11 protein-coding genes are annotated in these 15,887 nt (G+C 67.9%); 3 read left to right on the plus strand and 8 right to left on the minus strand.

What is annotated here, in order from left to right; genetic code table 11:
- Window positions 1-236 precede the first annotated feature (236 nt).
- Both IHE57_RS04235 and IHE57_RS04240 read right to left on the minus strand, forming a co-directional pair.
- Window positions 237-893, minus strand: a complete 657-nt coding sequence (locus IHE57_RS04235; protein ID WP_209371064.1) for a response regulator — start codon at window positions 891-893, stop codon at window positions 237-239.
- Window positions 893-2,596, minus strand: a complete 1,704-nt coding sequence (locus tag IHE57_RS04240) for an ATP-binding protein (RefSeq protein WP_209371069.1) — start codon at window positions 2,594-2,596, stop codon at window positions 893-895. The genes IHE57_RS04235 and IHE57_RS04240 overlap by 1 nt, the downstream gene beginning before the upstream one ends.
- A 143-nt stretch (window positions 2,597-2,739) precedes the next feature.
- On the opposite strand from IHE57_RS04240, the gene IHE57_RS04245 reads away from it, so the two are divergent.
- Both IHE57_RS04245 and IHE57_RS04250 read left to right on the plus strand, forming a co-directional pair.
- Window positions 2,740-4,272: a CitMHS family transporter gene (locus tag IHE57_RS04245; protein WP_209371070.1), complete on the plus strand. Its 1,533-nt coding sequence runs from the start codon at window positions 2,740-2,742 to the stop codon at window positions 4,270-4,272.
- A 6-nt stretch (window positions 4,273-4,278) separates the two neighbouring features.
- The gene (locus tag IHE57_RS04250; RefSeq protein ID WP_209371072.1) at window positions 4,279-4,740 is read left to right on the plus strand and encodes a universal stress protein; all 462 of its coding nucleotides are present in this window, start codon (window positions 4,279-4,281) and stop codon (window positions 4,738-4,740) included.
- 3 nt (window positions 4,741-4,743) lie between these two features.
- Here the strand turns inward: IHE57_RS04250 and IHE57_RS04255 are convergent, their stop codons facing one another.
- Window positions 4,744-5,901, minus strand: a complete 1,158-nt coding sequence (locus IHE57_RS04255; protein WP_209371074.1) for an FAD-binding oxidoreductase — start codon at window positions 5,899-5,901, stop codon at window positions 4,744-4,746.
- A 260-nt stretch (window positions 5,902-6,161) separates the two neighbouring features.
- Window positions 6,162-7,766: a malate synthase A gene (aceB, locus tag IHE57_RS04260; RefSeq protein WP_209371076.1), complete on the minus strand. Its 1,605-nt coding sequence runs from the start codon at window positions 7,764-7,766 to the stop codon at window positions 6,162-6,164.
- A gap of 285 nt (window positions 7,767-8,051) precedes the next feature.
- On the opposite strand from aceB, the gene IHE57_RS04265 reads away from it, so the two are divergent.
- Window positions 8,052-9,962, plus strand: coding sequence for an L-lactate permease (locus IHE57_RS04265; protein ID WP_366933850.1), 1,911 nt, complete (start codon window positions 8,052-8,054; stop codon window positions 9,960-9,962).
- A 414-nt stretch (window positions 9,963-10,376) separates the two neighbouring features.
- Here the strand turns inward: IHE57_RS04265 and IHE57_RS04270 are convergent, their stop codons facing one another.
- The 4 genes from IHE57_RS04270 to IHE57_RS04285 form a co-directional block, all read right to left on the minus strand.
- Complete coding sequence (locus IHE57_RS04270; protein ID WP_209324076.1) at window positions 10,377-12,023, minus strand: ribonuclease J; 1,647 nt, start codon at window positions 12,021-12,023, stop codon at window positions 10,377-10,379.
- Between the two features lie 34 nt (window positions 12,024-12,057).
- Complete coding sequence (gene dapA / locus IHE57_RS04275; protein WP_209323250.1) at window positions 12,058-12,981, minus strand: 4-hydroxy-tetrahydrodipicolinate synthase; 924 nt, start codon at window positions 12,979-12,981, stop codon at window positions 12,058-12,060.
- Between the two features lie 158 nt (window positions 12,982-13,139).
- Window positions 13,140-13,763 carry a TetR/AcrR family transcriptional regulator gene (locus IHE57_RS04280; protein ID WP_209323251.1) on the minus strand — a complete coding sequence of 208 codons (624 nt, stop codon included), beginning with the start codon at window positions 13,761-13,763 and terminating at the stop codon, window positions 13,140-13,142.
- Window positions 13,760-15,766, minus strand: a complete 2,007-nt coding sequence (locus tag IHE57_RS04285; protein ID WP_209371077.1) for an oxidoreductase — start codon at window positions 15,764-15,766, stop codon at window positions 13,760-13,762. The genes IHE57_RS04280 and IHE57_RS04285 overlap by 4 nt, the downstream gene beginning before the upstream one ends.
- Between the last annotated feature and the right edge of the window lie 121 nt (window positions 15,767-15,887).

Below are 15,887 nucleotides of genomic sequence, written 5' to 3' on the forward strand. Positions count from 1 at the left end.
ACAACATCGTTTCAGGCGGAACTGGTGCCCTTAGGAGGTCGTTCTAGGCGGATTTTCCTGCGGTTTCTTCCGCCCATTTCGACCACCTAGCGCGAGTGAACGCCACCAGAGGGCCGCGCGGCGAGAACTGGGCACACGACCGGGACGAGGGCGACCCGCGTGAGAGGTGCGCGACCGCAGCGGGGTGCGCGAACGGCAGAATCCACTCACGCGGGGTCAGCGATCGCCGGCGCCGCTCAGCGGGTTGCGTAGAGGTGCTCGGGGCGGCCGGTGCTGCCGTATTGGAGGGAGACGGTGATGGTGCGAGCCTCGGCGAGTTTTGCCAGGTGTCGCTGCGCGGTCGCGCGGGAGGCACCGACCGCCTCCGCGACTTCGAGGGCCGTCATCGGACCACTCGCCTCCTCGAGCGCGTTGAGAATCCGACTCGTCGTCGACGATCCGGCCCGGCTCGCCCCCGTACCGCCGACGGCGGAAGCATCGTGGAGGTTGCGCAGCTGACGCTCGAGGTCGGCCTGGTCGACCTTGTCGCGCTCCCAGTACCGGAGGAAGCGGGCATAGCGGCGCAGGAAGCTGTGGAGGACCTCGGCGGCGAAGGGTTTGACGATATAGGTCATCGACCCGGCCCGCAGCGCCGAACGCACGACCTGCGGATCCGTGACCGCCGAGAGCACGATCGCATCGATGTCGGTCTCGCGGATGAGATCGACTCCGGTGCCCTCGGGCAGCACATAGTCGACGAGCAGCAGGTCGACGTCCTGTTCGGCGATGACCTCGCGCGCCGTGGCGAGGTCCCGCACCGGTTCGAGCGCCGTGAAGCCGGGCACCTCGTCGACGTAGCGGCAGTGGATCTGCCCGACGAAGAAGTCGTCGTCGAGCACGAGAACATTGACCATCATCTCTCCTCGGAGTGCTGAAATTCCTCAAGGGCCTCGGGCAGCCACATGCCGAAGCTCGCCCCGCCGAGCTCGGGATCGTGGCCGTCGATGAGCCACACCCGGCCGCCGCCGCGTTCGGCCACCCGGCGGCTGAGCGCGAGCCCGATGCCCAGTCCGTGGCCGTCGCCGGTTCCCGTCCCCGTCGCCAGCCCGATCCCGAAGTCCTGCGCCGAGGCGGGCGCGGCGGTCGAGAATCCCTCGTTGAAGATCGTCTCGCCCAGTTCCGCATCGACGCCGTCGCCGGTGTCGGTGACGACCGCATGGAGCTCGGCCCCCGAGCTGAGCAGCTGCACCTCGACCCGGCTCGTTCCGTCCGGCGGGCGGCGAGCGGCGACGGCGGCGCGGACGGCGTTGTCGATGAGGTTGCCGAGGATGAGCGTGACGGCCTCGGGGTCGCGGACCGTGCCCATGGTCAGGGAATCCGGGGTCACGGCCAGAGTCACCCCCGCCTCGGCGGCGGTGGTCCCCTTCGCCTCCAGCACGGCGCGCAGATAGGCGTCGGAGATGAGCTCGATGTCCTCGACCGGGGTCGTGATCGGCCCTGTGCCCAGCAGCGAGGCGAGGTAGGTGTGGGCCTCATCGGTGGCGCCGGTGTCGACGAGGCCGAGCACGGTGTGCAGGCGGTTGGCGAACTCGTGGCGCTGCGCGCGCAGGGCTCGGGCCATGGCGGTGACGGATTCGAGCTGGCGGGCCATCGTGAGCATCTGGGTCTCATCGCGCAGCGTCACGACCCCGCCGACGGAGACTCCGTCGCGTTGGACCCGCACGGCGGTGGCCAGGAGGATCCGCTCACCGATCGTGATCCGCCGGCGCAGCGCACCTTCGGCGGGGGCGTCGGCCATCATCGCGGTGATGTCCGCGGGCACGGTGTCCGAGCTCGGGGCGACGCCGAGCAGCTCCTCGGCATTCGAATTGCTCACGGTCAGCTCGCCGGCGGAGCTGAAGCCGAGGACGCCGTCGTCGAGTCCGCGCAGCACTGCGCCCTGATCGCGGGCCATCTCGGCGAGTTCTTCGGGCCCCACCCCGAGAGTCTCCCGCCGCAGCCGGCGCCCGAGCATGACCGAGACGATTCCGCCGAGGGCCAGCGCCAGCACCGCCACTGTGCCGAGCAGGAGCAGCTCGCGGCGCACGTCCGCATCGAGCACTGAGGCATAGATGCCGACGGAGACCTCGCCGACGACGGTCTTGCCGTCCTCGCTCGAGTAGATCGGCACCTTTGCCCGCACCGTCTCCCCCAGCGTGCCCGATTCGTGGGAGACGTTCTCACGTCCGGCCAGAGCCTCGTCCGGGGAGGTCGAGACCTTGTGGCCGATCTTCGACCGGTCGGGGTGCGTCAGCCGCATCCCCCTGTCGTCGGTGATGACGGCGAAGCTGATGCCCGACCGATCCCGCAGGTCATCGGTGATGTCCAACATCGAGGCCACGAGGTGTCCATCGGGATCCACGGCATGCTCTGCCGAGGCCGCGGTCGAGGCGGCTCGGACGTCCGGGTCGATCGCCAACGTGCGGGCGGTGGCCAGGGCCTTCGTCTCGGTCACCTCGGTGACGGTGCGCGCGCCCATCCACGCGAACACGCCCGTCACCAAGGCGAGGGTGACGACGACGAGCGCGAGCTGAGAGATCAGCACACGGCGGGAGAACGACTGGCGGGGCCGGGGCACGCGCTCACTGTACGCACGAATGAGCGCAATGCGCAAAAGGTGGTCAACGATCAGAACGCCATCAGTGCACACAAACGCGCGCGGCACGTGATCTGGACCCTACGGTGTTCTGAGCCTCACATCCGCCTTCGAAGGAGAAGCCCGTGCTTGTCATTCTCGGTTTCGCCATGATCGGCGTCTTCATGACGCTGATCATGACCAAGCGCCTCTCGCCGATCCTGGCGCTCATCCTCGTCCCCACCGTCTTCGGCCTCTTCGCCGGGGCCGGCCTGGGCATCGGGGAGATGGTCATGGACGCGATCGCCTCGATGTCGTCGACGGCGGCTCTGCTGCTCTTCGCGATCATCTACTTCGGCATCATGATCGACGTCGGCCTCTTCGACAAGCTCGTCGAGTTCATCCTCAGAGTCGCCGGACACGATCCGGTCAAGGTCGTCCTCGGCACAGCCCTGCTCACCGGGGCCGTCTCGCTCGACGGTGACGGTTCGACGACGTTCATCGTCGTCACCGCGGCCATGCTGCCGATCTATCAGCGGCTCGAGATGTCGCCGGTGGTGCTCACCTGCGTGGCCGGTCTCATCAACGGCACGCTCAACATCGTGCCCTGGGGCGGGCCGACCGCACGCGCGTCCTCGGCGCTGCAGATCGATGCGAACGATATCTTCGCCCCGATGGTGCCGTCGCTGGTCGCGGGTCTGCTCGTATGCCTCGTCTTCGCCTACCTGCTCGGTCTCTCCGAGCGTCGTCGCCTGGCCAAGAACGGTGTGGCCTGGGTCGAGGAGCGCGGGTCGAACCGTCGCAAGGACCTCGTCGGCGCCGTCGCCGGGTCGAGCGGCAAGGGCGCGACCGCGGCCGGCGCGGCCATGACCCCAGCCGGTGCGACCACGGCCGGTCACGGTGCCGGGAACGGCACGGCCGCCTCGGCGAGGGGATCATCCGATGGCGGCGACGCATCCGGCGCCGAGGCGGGGGCCGGCTCCGCAGACGCCGGAGCCGGGTCCGCCGGTTCCGGTTCGGCCCTGTCGAACACCGCGCTCGACCCGTACAGGGCGACCCTGCGCCCGAAGCTGTTCTGGTTCAACCTGGGCCTGACCGTGGCCGTGATGGTCCTGCTCATCGCGGACATCCTCCCGCTTCCGTACCTGTTCATGATCGCCACCGTCATCGCACTCATGGTCAACTTCCCGAAGATGAAGGAGCAGCAGGAGGAGCTGGCCAGCCACGCCTCCGCGATCATCTCCGTCGTCGCCATGGTCATGGCCGCCGGTGTGCTCACCGGCATCATGTCCGGCACCGGCATGGTCGATGCGATGGCCGCGTGGCTCGTCGACGTGATTCCTGATTCGATGGGTCCCTACATGGCCGTGATCACCGGTCTGCTGTCGATCCCGATGACCTTCTTCATGAGCAACGACGCCTTCTACTTCGGCATCCTGCCCGTGCTCAGCGAGACCGCCGCGCATTTCGGCATCTCGGCCGCGGACATGGCCCGCGCCTCGATCACCGGTCAGCCCGTGCATATGCAGTCCCCGCTGGTGCCGGCGATCCTGCTGCTGGTCTCGCTGTCGGGAGTCGAGCTCGGCGACCACCACAAGAAGGTGCTGTGGCGGGCGCTCATCGTCGCCCTCGTCATGCTCGCTGTGGGTGTCGCGCTCGGCGTCATCGGGATCGGCTGAGCGGCGATGACAGATCTGTATTCGACATCGCCTCGCCGCTTCCCCGCCCCGTCCCTTCGCGTGACCGCATCACCGGACGTCGATGCCGCCGAGGCGACCGTCGTCCTCGCGCTGCGGACCGACTCCTCCCCGGCGGTGCTCGACCAGGCGATCGCCGCCGCCCGGCGCGAACGGGCGGCTCTGCGGGCGATCGTGTTCGGCACGGACACGACCACGGCCCCGTCCACGTCTCCCCTGGCCGAATGCGCCCGGTTGGGCGCCTCCCTCGCCGAGGCGGGACTTGCGTACGAGGTGCAGCGCGCCGGTTCCGATCTCGCCGAGCAGGTCCTCGACCTCGCCGAAGAGCATGCTGCGGTGCTCATCGTCATGGCAGCCAAGCGCCGGTCCCCCGTGGTCAAGCTGCTGCTGGGCTCGAGCGCGCAGCAAGTCATCCTCGAGGCCGAATGCCCCGTGCTGCTGGTGAAGTGAGGCTCAGATCCCGCCGAGGCCGCGGCCGGGCGCCAGCAGTCCGCGCGGGTCGAGCAGATCCTTGAGCTCCTGCAGTCCTCTGCGGCCCGGCAGCGGCCCCCACGCATCGACGCTCTCCCACACCGAGGCCGGGGCGTGGAGCAGTCGGGCGCAGATCCGGTGCAGGCCGAATGAGCGCAGGTGCTCGAGCACCACGCGGGTGGCGATTCCCGGCTCGGTCTCGGGAGCTCCGACCCCGAGTTCGAAGAGCCCGGCCGCACTGCCCTGCAGCTGAAGCGGATAGCCGATGGCGTCTTCGAGCCGCGTCATCGTCTCGAGAAGTGTCGGAACGAAGTCCGGAGTCACCGACAGGCCGATCGTCACGGGCGCCTGTGTCCGCCTGCCCCACCATCCGGGTCGCCTGCAGCGGGTGGCTCCGGGAACTCGGTCGAGGATGCGAGAGATCTCGGTTTCGACGAGGTCCTCGCCGCCTTCGACCAGGACCACGGTGGCGGCGGGCGAACCGGGCGGTCGGCCGATGACGACGGCGGCCGGTCGCTGCCGGGCGGCGAGGAGTTCCGGGGCGGCCACGACGCCGGGAATCCATACGAACTCCTGAGCCGCCGGTCGCGCACTCAGTCGGATCTCGGCCTCGACGATGATGGCGCGGGTGCCCCAGGATCCGGCCACGAGCTGTGCGAGGCCCCTGCCGGTCAGGCTCGGACAGAGTCCTCCGGCGGTGCGGGCGATGGTCCCGTCGGCGCCGACGGTCGTCACGGACACCAGCGTCTCGGCGAGTCGGGGACGGTGGAGGTGCCGCGGTCCGGTGGCGGCCGTGGCGATCATTCCGCCGAGGCTGGACCCGGCTGCGATGCGGCCGTCCGGCAGATCGGCGAGGATCTCCTGCCCGGTCCGGCCGGCGAGGTCGTTCAGTGCCGAGATCTTCGCTCCGGCCCCGGCACGGACGGTGGCGTCCGCGACGGAACGGTCGGCCGCCTCGGCGAGTCCGGTCATGTCGATGAGCAGCCCGGGGGTGGTCGCGGGCGGATGGTCGTCGAAGGCGGTGCCGCCGCCGAAGACGGTGACCGTGCGGGACTCGGCGTGGGCGCGGGCCATGAGCTCGGAGAGTTCGGCGATGCTGCCGGGACTGGCCAGTCGGGGCAGTTCTGTGGTCCGGCTCATCCCCACCTCTGTCTCTGCTGTGTCGGACTCTGCTGTCTCTGTCTCTGCTGTCTCGGGCCTTGTCGCTGTTTCCGTGACCGTGTGTTCAGAGTGTAGCGAAGAACGCCTCCGGAATCGGTGCGCTGGGCACAGATTTCGGAGGCGTTCGACGTCGTCGGACCCTGCATCGCAAGCGTCGATCGGAGGCGGGATCACCAGTGCGGGTGCGCGGCTGCGAGCCTTGGCTCAAGGCCTGCGGCCGCGGACCCGGCGCCTTCGGCTCAGGGCATGCGGGCGTAGGCCGGCAGCGTGAGGAAGTCGACGTAGTCGGGAGCGATCGCGACCGAGACGAAGGTGTCGGTGGCGTCTTTCCAAGCGGCGTCGTCACCGGGCAGCTTCGCGACCTCCTCGGAGACGATGCGCTCGACGAGGTCCTTCGTCACCTTCTCACCGGAGTCGAGAGTGACTCCGGCATCGAGCCACTGCCACACCTGGGAGCGGGAGATCTCCGCGGTGGCGGCGTCCTCCATGAGCCCGTTGATGGCGACGGCGCCGTTGCCCTCGAGCCAGGCGCGCAGGTACTGGATGCCGACGGAGACGTTCGTGCGCAGTCCCTGCTCGGTCATCGATCCCGGGGTCGACTTCACGTCGAGGAGGTCGGCGGCCGTGACGTCGACGTCTTCGCGCTTGTTGTCGATCTGGTTGGGCTTGTCGCCGAGGGTCTCAGTGAAGACCTCCTTGCACAGGGAGACCATGCCCGGGTGGGCGACCCAGGAGCCGTCGAAGCCGTTGCCGGCCTCACGGGACTTGTCCTCGCGCACCTTGTCGAAGGCGGCCTTGTTCGCAGCCTCGTCCTTCGAGGGGACGAATGCGGACATGCCGCCGATGGCGTGGGCGCCGCGCTTGTGGCAGGTGCGCACGAGCAGTTCGGTGTAGGCGCGCATGAACGGCACGGTCATCGTCACGTCCGAACGGTCCGGCAGCAGGTAGTCCGAGCCGCGGGAGCGGAAGTTCTTGATCACGGAGAAGATGTAGTCCCAGCGACCGGCGTTGAGGCCGGCGGAGTGCTCGCGCAGTTCGTAGAGGATCTCCTCCATCTCGAAGGCCGCGGTGTAGGTCTCGATGAGCACGGTGGCGCGGATGGTGCCGCGGGCCAGCCCGAAGGCGTCCTCGGCGTGCTCGAAGACCTGGTTCCACAGGCGAGCCTCGAGGTGGGATTCCATCTTCGCGAGGTAGAAGTAGGGGCCCTTGCCCTTCTCGATCTGGACCTGACCGGCCGTGGCGAAGTAGAGGGCGAAGTCGACGAGCGAACCGGAGGTCTCCTCACCGTCGATGAGGATGTGCTTCTCGGGCATGTGCCAGCCGCGGGGGCGTACGACGATGGTCGGCAGCTGCTCGTCGGGGGCGAGCTTGTACTCCTTGCCCTCGGGCGAGGTGAAGTCGATCTCACGGTTGAGGGAGTCGAGCAGGTTGATCTGGCCCTGGATGACCGAGTCCCACTGCGGGGTGTTCGCGTCTTCCTGGTCGGCCAGCCACACCTTGGCTCCGGAGTTGAGCGCGTTGATCGTCATCTTCTTGTAGGTCGGACCGGTGACCTCGACGCGACGGTCTTCGAGACCCGGAGCCGGGGGCGCGACCTGCCAGCTCGGATCATTGCGGATCTCGGCGGTCTCCTCGAGGAAGTCGAGGTCCTGGCCGGAGGCGATCTCGGCCTGACGGACCTTGCGTGCTTCGAGGCGGTCGAGGCGGTCGCCGTTGAACTTGCGGTGCAGTTCGACGATGAGCTCGAGTGCCTTCGGGGTGAGGACCTTCTCTGCGCCATCCGGCAGTTCGCCGGTGATCTCCATCCCGGCGGGGATGTCCAGGTTCTCGATATGAGCGGTCATCGGTGGTTCTCCTTAGTCAGCACACGAGGTGCTGCGTCCTTATCGGCACCATCAGGTGCGTCTCTGTTCGCTGGCAACGGGGTTTGGCCTGCGAAACTTTCACATCGTGAAAATTTTTGTTCACACACCGAAAGAATATGAGGTGATGCACGTCTCGTCAAACCTTATCGCGCTTCGAGACGGGGTGTCTGTTGACTCCGGCGGGCGAACTGGCACGATGAATGGACGAACCTCTCGTGGGTCCGCTTCCGGCGACCGGATGCGGGCTTCTGCGACCACGCGGCAATGACGCCGCAGATCGGACACACGATGGACAACCTCGCTGTTGCAGCTCTTCTGGCGCTCTCCCCGATCCTCCTGGCCGGAATCCTCCTCATCGGCTTCCGCTGGCCGGCCAAATACGCCATGCCCATCGGGCTCGTCGCCGCTGCCCTGGTGGCGAACTTCGCCTGGAAGATCGAATGGGTGACGATCGGCGCTTCGGTCGTCCAAGGCCTGCTCGTGGCGATCGGCCTGCTGTGGATCGTCTTCGGGGCCCTCCTGTTCCTGGCCACGATCACCCGCTCGGGAGCCATCGAGACCATCCGCGCCGGATTCGTCTCGATCTCCCCCGACCGCCGGGTCCAGGTCATCATCGTCGCCTGGCTGTTCGGCTCCTTCATCGAAGGTGCGGCCGGATTCGGCACCCCGGCGGCCGTGGTCGCCCCGCTCATGCTCGCCCTCGGGTTCCCCGCCGTCGCTGCGGTGCTCGGCGGGCTGATCATCCAGTCCACTCCCGTGAGCTTCGGAGCCGTGGGCACCCCGATGGTCGTCGGCATCGGCACCGGCCTGGCCCAGGAGGACGGTTCGATGTCGACCGATGTCGCGGCCCGGGCCGCCGAGCTCGGTCTCGACCAGACGGAGTTCGTCGCCCACACGGCCACCCAGGTCGCCCTCATCCACGGCATCTGCGGGATCTTCATCCCGCTGCTGCTGGCGTGCATGATGACCGGTTTCTTCGGTGCGAACCGGCGCTTCGCCGACGGTCTGGCCGTCACTCCCTTCGCCGTATACTCCGCGCTCGCGATGATCGTGCCCTACCTCGTCGTGGCGAAGTTCCTCGGTCCCGAGTTCCCTTCGCTGCTCGGCGGACTCATCGGACTGGCCATCGTCGTGACGACGAGCAGGTTCGGCTTCCTCATGCCGAAGAAGACCTGGGACTTCGCCCCGCGTGAGCAGTGGCCGGCCTTCTGGATGGGCACCGTCGACCCGAACGAGGAGAAGGCGCAGCTGACGCGGCGGATGTCGCTGGTCCGCGCCTGGTCGCCCTATCTCATCGTCGTCGCTCTGCTGCTCATCACCCGCAATGTGCCGGCGATCAAGGAGTTCCTCAACGGTCCGGCGGTCATCAAGGTCGACGGCATCTTCGGTACCCCGATCAACCAGAACATGGACCTGCTGTGGTCGCCCGGTGCGATCTTCGTCCTCGCCTGCGGCATCACCTACTTCATCCACCGCATGACGAAGGACCAGATCTCGAGCTCCTGGACGATCGCGGGTTCCCAGATCGCCGGCGCCGCCGTGGCTCTGCTCTGCTCGCTGCCGCTGGTGCGGGTGTTCATCAACTCCGGTGCCGACTACAACGGTGCCGGACTCGAGTCGATGCCGGTCACCCTCGCCGAGGCGGCCGCGAGCACCGTCGGAGACGCCTGGCCGCTGCTGGCCCCCTTCGTCGGCGCCCTCGGCGCGTTCATCGCAGGATCGAACACCGTCTCGAACACGATGTTCGCCCAGTTCCAGTTCTCCACCGGCACCGCCATCGGGGCGGCCAGCCCGGAGACCGTCGTGGCCGCGCAGGCCGTCGGCGGCGCGGCGGGCAATATGGTCGCCGTGCACAATGTCGTGGCCGCCTCGGCGACGGTGGGGCTGGTCGGTCGCGAGGGCGAGCTCATCCGCCGCACCGCCATCCCGATGCTCGTCTACTCGCTGGCCGCGGGCGCGATCGCCTTCGTCGGTCTCAACGGTCTGGGCATGAACGCCGGCACGGTGATCCTCACCGCGCTCATCGTGGGCTTCGGCGTCGCGATCGTCCTGGCCCGGCGATCTCCGGGCAAGCCGCTCGAGGTCGGAGCCGGAGCCGTGTCCTCCCGCGGCGCGGCTGAGGACGAAGGCGCATCTGCCGGCGACGACGAGCCGGAGCCCACCGCCCGCGCCTGAGGCCGGCCCCGAGGCACCGCCTTGTCGGCGGCGAGCCGTGCAACGGCCGCACCGCGCGCAGTGCCCGCACGGCTCACGCGAGCTGCGGAAGTCTCCTGCGGGTGGATCCATCGCGATTATCGGTCGGTTTTCGCGGTGGATCGACCCGCAGGAGACGCAAATTCGCGAAGCGACCGCCGCACTCACAGAACTCCTGGCCCTAAGACGACAACAGCTCGGTCATCCGACGCCACGCGGAAGCGCCTGTGCGCGCCAAGCGGAAGCGCCTGTGCGCGCCACGCGGAAGCGCCTGTGTGCACCTCACGCGGAAGCGCCTGTGTGCACCTCACGCAGAGGCGCACACAGGCGCTTTCTCGCTCCACTGCCACGCCTCGCCCCATCGGGACGCCTGTGGCGGCTCGGGGCCCGGGTCGCTCAGACGATGACGACCATGGGGACGATCATCGGCTTGCGGCGCAGCTTCGAGGACACCCAGCGGCCGATGGTGCGGCGCACGACCTGCTGGAGCTGGTACTGGTCGACGGTCCCGTCGCGCAGCGCATCTTCGACGGCCTTGCTGACCTTCGGCACGATCGTGTCGAAGACGTCATCGGACTCGGCCACACCGCGGGCGTGGATCTCGGGTCCGGCGATGAGCGACTTCGTCTGCGAGTTCACGGCCATGAAGATCGTCACGAAGCCCTCACCGGACAGGACCAGACGGTCCTTGAGGTCGGCCTCGGTGATCTCGCCCACCGAGGATCCGTCGACGAAGACGTAGTTGCAGTCCACGGCGCCGACGACTTCGGCGCGGCCGTCCTTGAGGTCGACGACCCAGCCGTCATCGGCCAGGACGATGTTGTCGGGATCGACGCCGGTCGCCTCGGCGTGGCGGGCATTGGCCAGCAGGTGGCGCCACTCACCGTGGACGGGCATGACGCCACGGGGCTTGACGATGTTGTAGCAGTAGAGCAGCTCGCCGCCGGAGGCGTGCCCGGACACGTGGATCTTCGCATCGGCCTTCGAGATCACGCGGGCGCCGAGCTTCATCAGACCGTTGATGACCTTGAACACGGAGTTCTCGTTGCCCGGGATCAGCGAGGAGGCGAGGATGACGGTGTCGCCGTCGCCCACGTCGACGCGGTGGTTGCGGTTGGCCATGCGCGACAGCGCGGCCATCGGCTCACCTTGGGACCCGGTGCACATGAGGACGATCTGGTCCTCCGGGTAGTCGTCGACCTTCTTGATGTCGATGAGCGTGCCCTGCGGCACGTCGAGGTAGCCGAGGTCGGCGGCGATCTTCATATTGCGCACCATCGACCGGCCGACGAGCGCCACTTTGCGGCCGTGGGCCGTGGCGGCGTTGAGCACCTGCTGGACGCGGTGGACGTGGGAGGAGAAGGAGGCGACGATGATGCGGCGCTCGGCGGTGCCGAAGAGGTTCTCGAGCACGGGCCCGATGTCCTTCTCCAGGGCGGTGAAGCCGGGGACCTCGGCATTCGTCGAGTCCGTCATGAACAGGTCGACGCCCTCCTCGCCGAGGCGGGCGAAGGCGCGCAGATCGGTGATGCGGCCGTCGAGCGGCAGCTGGTCCATCTTGAAGTCGCCGGTGTGGAGGATGTTGCCGGCACCGGTGCGGATGAACACGGCCAGGGCGTCGGGGATCGAATGGTTGACGGCGACGAACTCGAGGTCGAAGGGACCGAGCTGATCGAGGTCGTCCTCGGCCACCACGCGGGTGATCGGCTTGATCCGGTGTTCCTTGAGCTTGGCCTCGATGAGCGCGATCGTCAGCTTCGAGCCGAGGATGGGGATATCACCCTTGCGGCGCAGCAGGTAGGGCACCGCACCGATGTGGTCCTCGTGGCCGTGGGTGAGCACGAGCCCGACGATGTCGTCGAGGCGGTCATCGAGGTAGGAGAAATCGGGGAGGATGAGGTCGACGCCGGGCTGGTCCTCTTCAGGGAAGAGCACGCCGCAGTCGACGATGAGGAGCTTGCCGTGGTATTCGAACACGGTCATATTGCGCCCGACCTCGCCGAGGCCGCCGAGTGCGACGATGCGGACGGCCTCGCGGTCCATCTTCGGCGGGCGGGACAGTTCTTGGGTCAATGCATTATTCACTGAGGTAACCACTCCTGGTCAATTGGGCGGTGACGAACGCCACCTGCTCCTCATCTGCTGGGAGCAGCGGCATCCGCACATCGCGGTTGTCGAGTATTCCTTGGGCCTGCAGAGCGGCCTTCGCCGAGATCACGCCCGGCATATGGTTCATGAGCGCATCCACCACGTCCGCGGTCTCGCGGCTGAGGACGCGTGCTGTGTGCAGATCGTTGTTCGCCACTGCCCGCACCATCGAGGCGAAGCGGTCCGAGCAGACGTGCCCGGCCACGGACACGAGCCCGAGGGCCCCGAGGGACAGCAGCGGCAGGTTGAGAGCGTCCTCGCCGGAGTAGTAGACCAGCGAGGAGTTGTTCATCACGAACGAGGAGGCGAAGAGGTCGCCCTTCGCATCCTTGACCGCGAGGATGTTCGGGTGGTCGGACAGCCGCAGCAGGGTGTCCGTGATGATCGGGGCGCCCGCGCGACCGGGGATGTCGTAGAGCATGACTGGCAGGTCGGTCGAGTCGGCGGCGGCACGCATATGCGCCTCGATCGCCGGCTGCGTCGGCTTCGAATAGTACGGGGTGACGATGAGGATGCCATCGGCTCCGGCCGCAGCGGAGCGGCGAGAGAGGTCGATGGTGTGGGCGGTGACGTTGTTGCCGGTGCCGGCGATGATCTTCGCCCGGCTGCCGATGACGCCGCGCACGACGTGGAGGAGTTCGATCTTCTCGTCGTCGGTCGTCGTCGGTGACTCTCCGGTGGTGCCGGAGACGACGAGCATGTCGTTGCCGAGTGCGACGAGGTGCTCGGCCACCTTCTCAACGGCCGGATAGTCGATGCTGCCGTCGGCCTTGAACGGGGTCACCATTGCAGTGCCGACGGTACCGAATGCGTCAATTGCAGCGGCCGCTGCGCTGTCACCGAGAATCGCCATGATTCAAGGATACCGCCCACGTGGTTCCACACGCGCAGAGGTCCACCCGCGTTGCGAGACCAGTTCTCCACCGCAACCCCGCCGAGGCGGCCGGCCGCATCCATCGAACGACCGAGCGCACCGCCGAGACGAGAGGCAGATCACAGACGGGCAGCCGCCTAGCCTTCGAGCAGCCTGTCTGCGGTCTCGATCAGGACTCGCGTCATCGTCTGCGGGTTCGGTCCGTGGCCGGCGACGGTGGCGAGGTCGAAACCGTCGATGACGGCGATGAACGTATCGACCGCCTCGGCGGCGGTGAGTTCGAAGAGTTCGAACTCACCCCTCTCCACCCCGTCGTCGACGATCCGCCGGAAGAGCCTGCGCCAGCCGTCGAAGACCGCATCAACGCAGTTCTGCAGACCCGCATCGGTGCGGGCGGCGGTGACGAGTTCGAGCCAGATCCGGGATCGCTGATCGTGGATGCCGACTCCGTGAACGGCGGCGAAGGCATCGTGCAGACGGTGCCGGGCCATTCGGCCGCGGCCGTCATCGCGCGGCTTCGCGATCTCCTCGATGCCCATGAGGACGGTGGCCGTATGGATCGAAAACGCCTGCGCGAGCAGTTCGTCACGCGATTCGAAGTAGTACTGCACGGTCCCGATCGACATTCCGACGGCCTTGGCCACATCCCCGAGCCGCACGCCGGCAGGACCCCGGGCGACTATGGCGTCAAGAGTGGCCTGGATGATCGCGAACTTCTTCGCCTCGGCCTGCTCGGGCGGCTGCTGCGGGCGCGGGCTCATGCCGGCACCGTCTGATCCGCACCCGCGGCCGCGAGCTCCGTGGCTGCCGTCAGTCCCTCGAATACCGCCTCTTCCACGGTCCGCGGCGCCAGCGCATCGCCGATGACCTGCACCGAGGCGGGGCCGAAGTCGAGTTCGGGCCGCACCGACTGCGGTGCCGCCGAGACGATCGTGGCGGCCACGCCCTCGACCTCGTGGACGACCTCGCACAGCGTCGACTGCAGGTAGCCGGTGTCGGCGTCCAGACCGACCGGTCGCACATCGTCCAAGAAGTCGATCCGTCCGGTCCGCAGCGCCTGCGACATGAGCAGAGTGCGCGTGTACTGCTGGATCGCGGCCCCGGCGAAGTTCGCGGCCGTCGCCAGGGTCACGGGCACTCGTGCTTCGGCCAGTCGCAGGGCGATGCCCAAGCCGATCCAGTCGCCCTTCCAGTCGGTGACGAGGACGCGTCCGTCGGGCAGCACGGGCTCGGTCTCGAGGAACTCGCGGGCTCCGATCACGAGAGCATCATCGGCGATCTCGAGATGCGGCATCCGCTGCCGGGCTCCGGTGGCGGCGATGACGTGGTCGGCGGCGATCTCGTCGACGACCGCCTGCGTCACCGGCGTCGAGGTGCGCAGTTCGGCTCCGGCCCGCCGGGCCTCGGCGGACAGGTTCGTCGCCGCTCCCCCGAACTCGGATCGGTACGGCAGCTCCTGTGCCAGGAGCACGGCCCCGCCGAGGTGGGGCCTGGCCTCACAGAGGGTGACCTCGTCTCCCTGTTCGGCAGCCACGGCGGCCGCCTTGAGACCGGCCGGGCCCCCGCCGATGACGAGCACCCGGCGTCGGGTGCGCACTCGCGGCCGGGGCAGGAAGGCGAGCTCGCGTCCGGACTCGGGGTATTGGATGCAGGAGATCGGCACCCCGAGCTGGAAGTGTCCGATGCATGCCTGATTGCAGCCGATGCAGGCGCGGATCTCGTCGACGGCATCGCGTTCGGCCTTGCCGGCGATGCCCGGATCGCAGATCATCGCGCGAGTCATGATCGCCATGTCCGTCCGGCCCTCGGCGATGGCGGCCTCCGCTTCGTGGGGCTGGTTGATCCGGCCGGCGACCATGACCGTCTTGTCGGTGATCTTCTTGACCTGTTCGGACAGGTTCGTCGCATAGGCGGCCTCGACCTGCATCGAGGGCACGATGTGGACGGCCCCCTGCAGGGTCGAGGAGTCGCCGGCTGTGATCGAGAAGTAGTCGAGACAGTCGACGCCGTCGCACTCCATGGCGTCGAGGGCGCCGATGAGTTCGAGGACCTCCGCGGAGACGAGTCCGTCCTCGGTCTTCTCCTCCCCGGAGATCCTGAGACCCACCACGACCTCGGGACCGACGGCCGCGCGCACGCCTTCGACCACCTCGGCGAGGAACCGACGGCGGTTCTCCGGACTCCCCCCGTATTCGTCGGTGCGGGTGTTGATGCGGGGATTGAAGAACTGGATGGGCAGGTAGCCATGGCTGGCGACGATCTCGACGCCGTCGATGCCGGAGTCGGCGATGCGCTTCGCCGCTGCCGCGTACCCGGCGATGATGTCCTTGATCGTGGCCGTGCTCAGCGCCTCGGGCACGACCTTGAATCGCTCCTGCGGCTCGTCGCTGGGGGCCACGGCCCGCGGCGCCATTCCGCGCTCGCCGTCCATGACCTCCCGGCCGGGGTGGAAGAGCTGGGCGAAGATCGTCGCGCCGTGCCGGTGGACCGCCTCGGCGACGGCGGTGTATCCGGGCACCGAGGACTCGTCGGTGGCCATGAGCACATGGTTGGTGTACCTCGCGGTCTCATGGACTCCGGAGACCTGGAGGACGATGAGTCCGCAGCCGCCCTTCGCGCGGGCCTCGTGGTAGGCGACGAGGTCATCGCCGATGCGGCCGTGATCGTCGAGCACGGTGTCGTGGCCGGAGGAGACGATGCGGTTGCGGATCGTGACCGGGCCGAGCGTGATGGGCGCGAAGAGATGCGGGAACAGGTGAGACATGATCGTCCTTGATGCATGCGGGAATCGAGCTGACCCTGTTATTCATATCACCGTATTGTTAACTGAGGCAAGGGCGTTCGCCGGGGGCGCGCAGCGGTTCAGGTGAACGCGGTGAAGTCGT

Origin of the sequence: Brevibacterium renqingii, assembly GCF_017808105.1 — a bacterium.
GTDB lineage: Bacteria > Actinomycetota > Actinomycetes > Actinomycetales > Brevibacteriaceae > Brevibacterium > Brevibacterium renqingii.

What these genes read in the sequence shown, in the direction of transcription:
- IHE57_RS04235 (WP_209371064.1), bottom strand. Translation starts at nt 893, where the DNA reads ATGGTCAATGTTCTCGTGCTCGACGACGACTTCTTCGTCGGGCAGATC.
- IHE57_RS04250 (WP_209371072.1), top strand. Translation starts at nt 4,279, where the DNA reads ATGACAGATCTGTATTCGACATCGCCTCGCCGCTTCCCCGCCCCGTCC.
- IHE57_RS04255 (WP_209371074.1), bottom strand. Translation starts at nt 5,901, where the DNA reads ATGAGCCGGACCACAGAACTGCCCCGACTGGCCAGTCCCGGCAGCATC.
- aceB (WP_209371076.1), bottom strand. Translation starts at nt 7,766, where the DNA reads ATGACCGCTCATATCGAGAACCTGGACATCCCCGCCGGGATGGAGATC.
- IHE57_RS04265 (WP_366933850.1), top strand. Translation starts at nt 8,052, where the DNA reads ATGACGCCGCAGATCGGACACACGATGGACAACCTCGCTGTTGCAGCT.
- IHE57_RS04270 (WP_209324076.1), bottom strand. Translation starts at nt 12,023, where the DNA reads ATGGACCGCGAGGCCGTCCGCATCGTCGCACTCGGCGGCCTCGGCGAG.
- dapA (WP_209323250.1), bottom strand. Translation starts at nt 12,981, where the DNA reads ATGGCGATTCTCGGTGACAGCGCAGCGGCCGCTGCAATTGACGCATTC.
- IHE57_RS04280 (WP_209323251.1), bottom strand. Translation starts at nt 13,763, where the DNA reads ATGAGCCCGCGCCCGCAGCAGCCGCCCGAGCAGGCCGAGGCGAAGAAG.
- IHE57_RS04285 (WP_209371077.1), bottom strand. Translation starts at nt 15,766, where the DNA reads ATGTCTCACCTGTTCCCGCATCTCTTCGCGCCCATCACGCTCGGCCCG.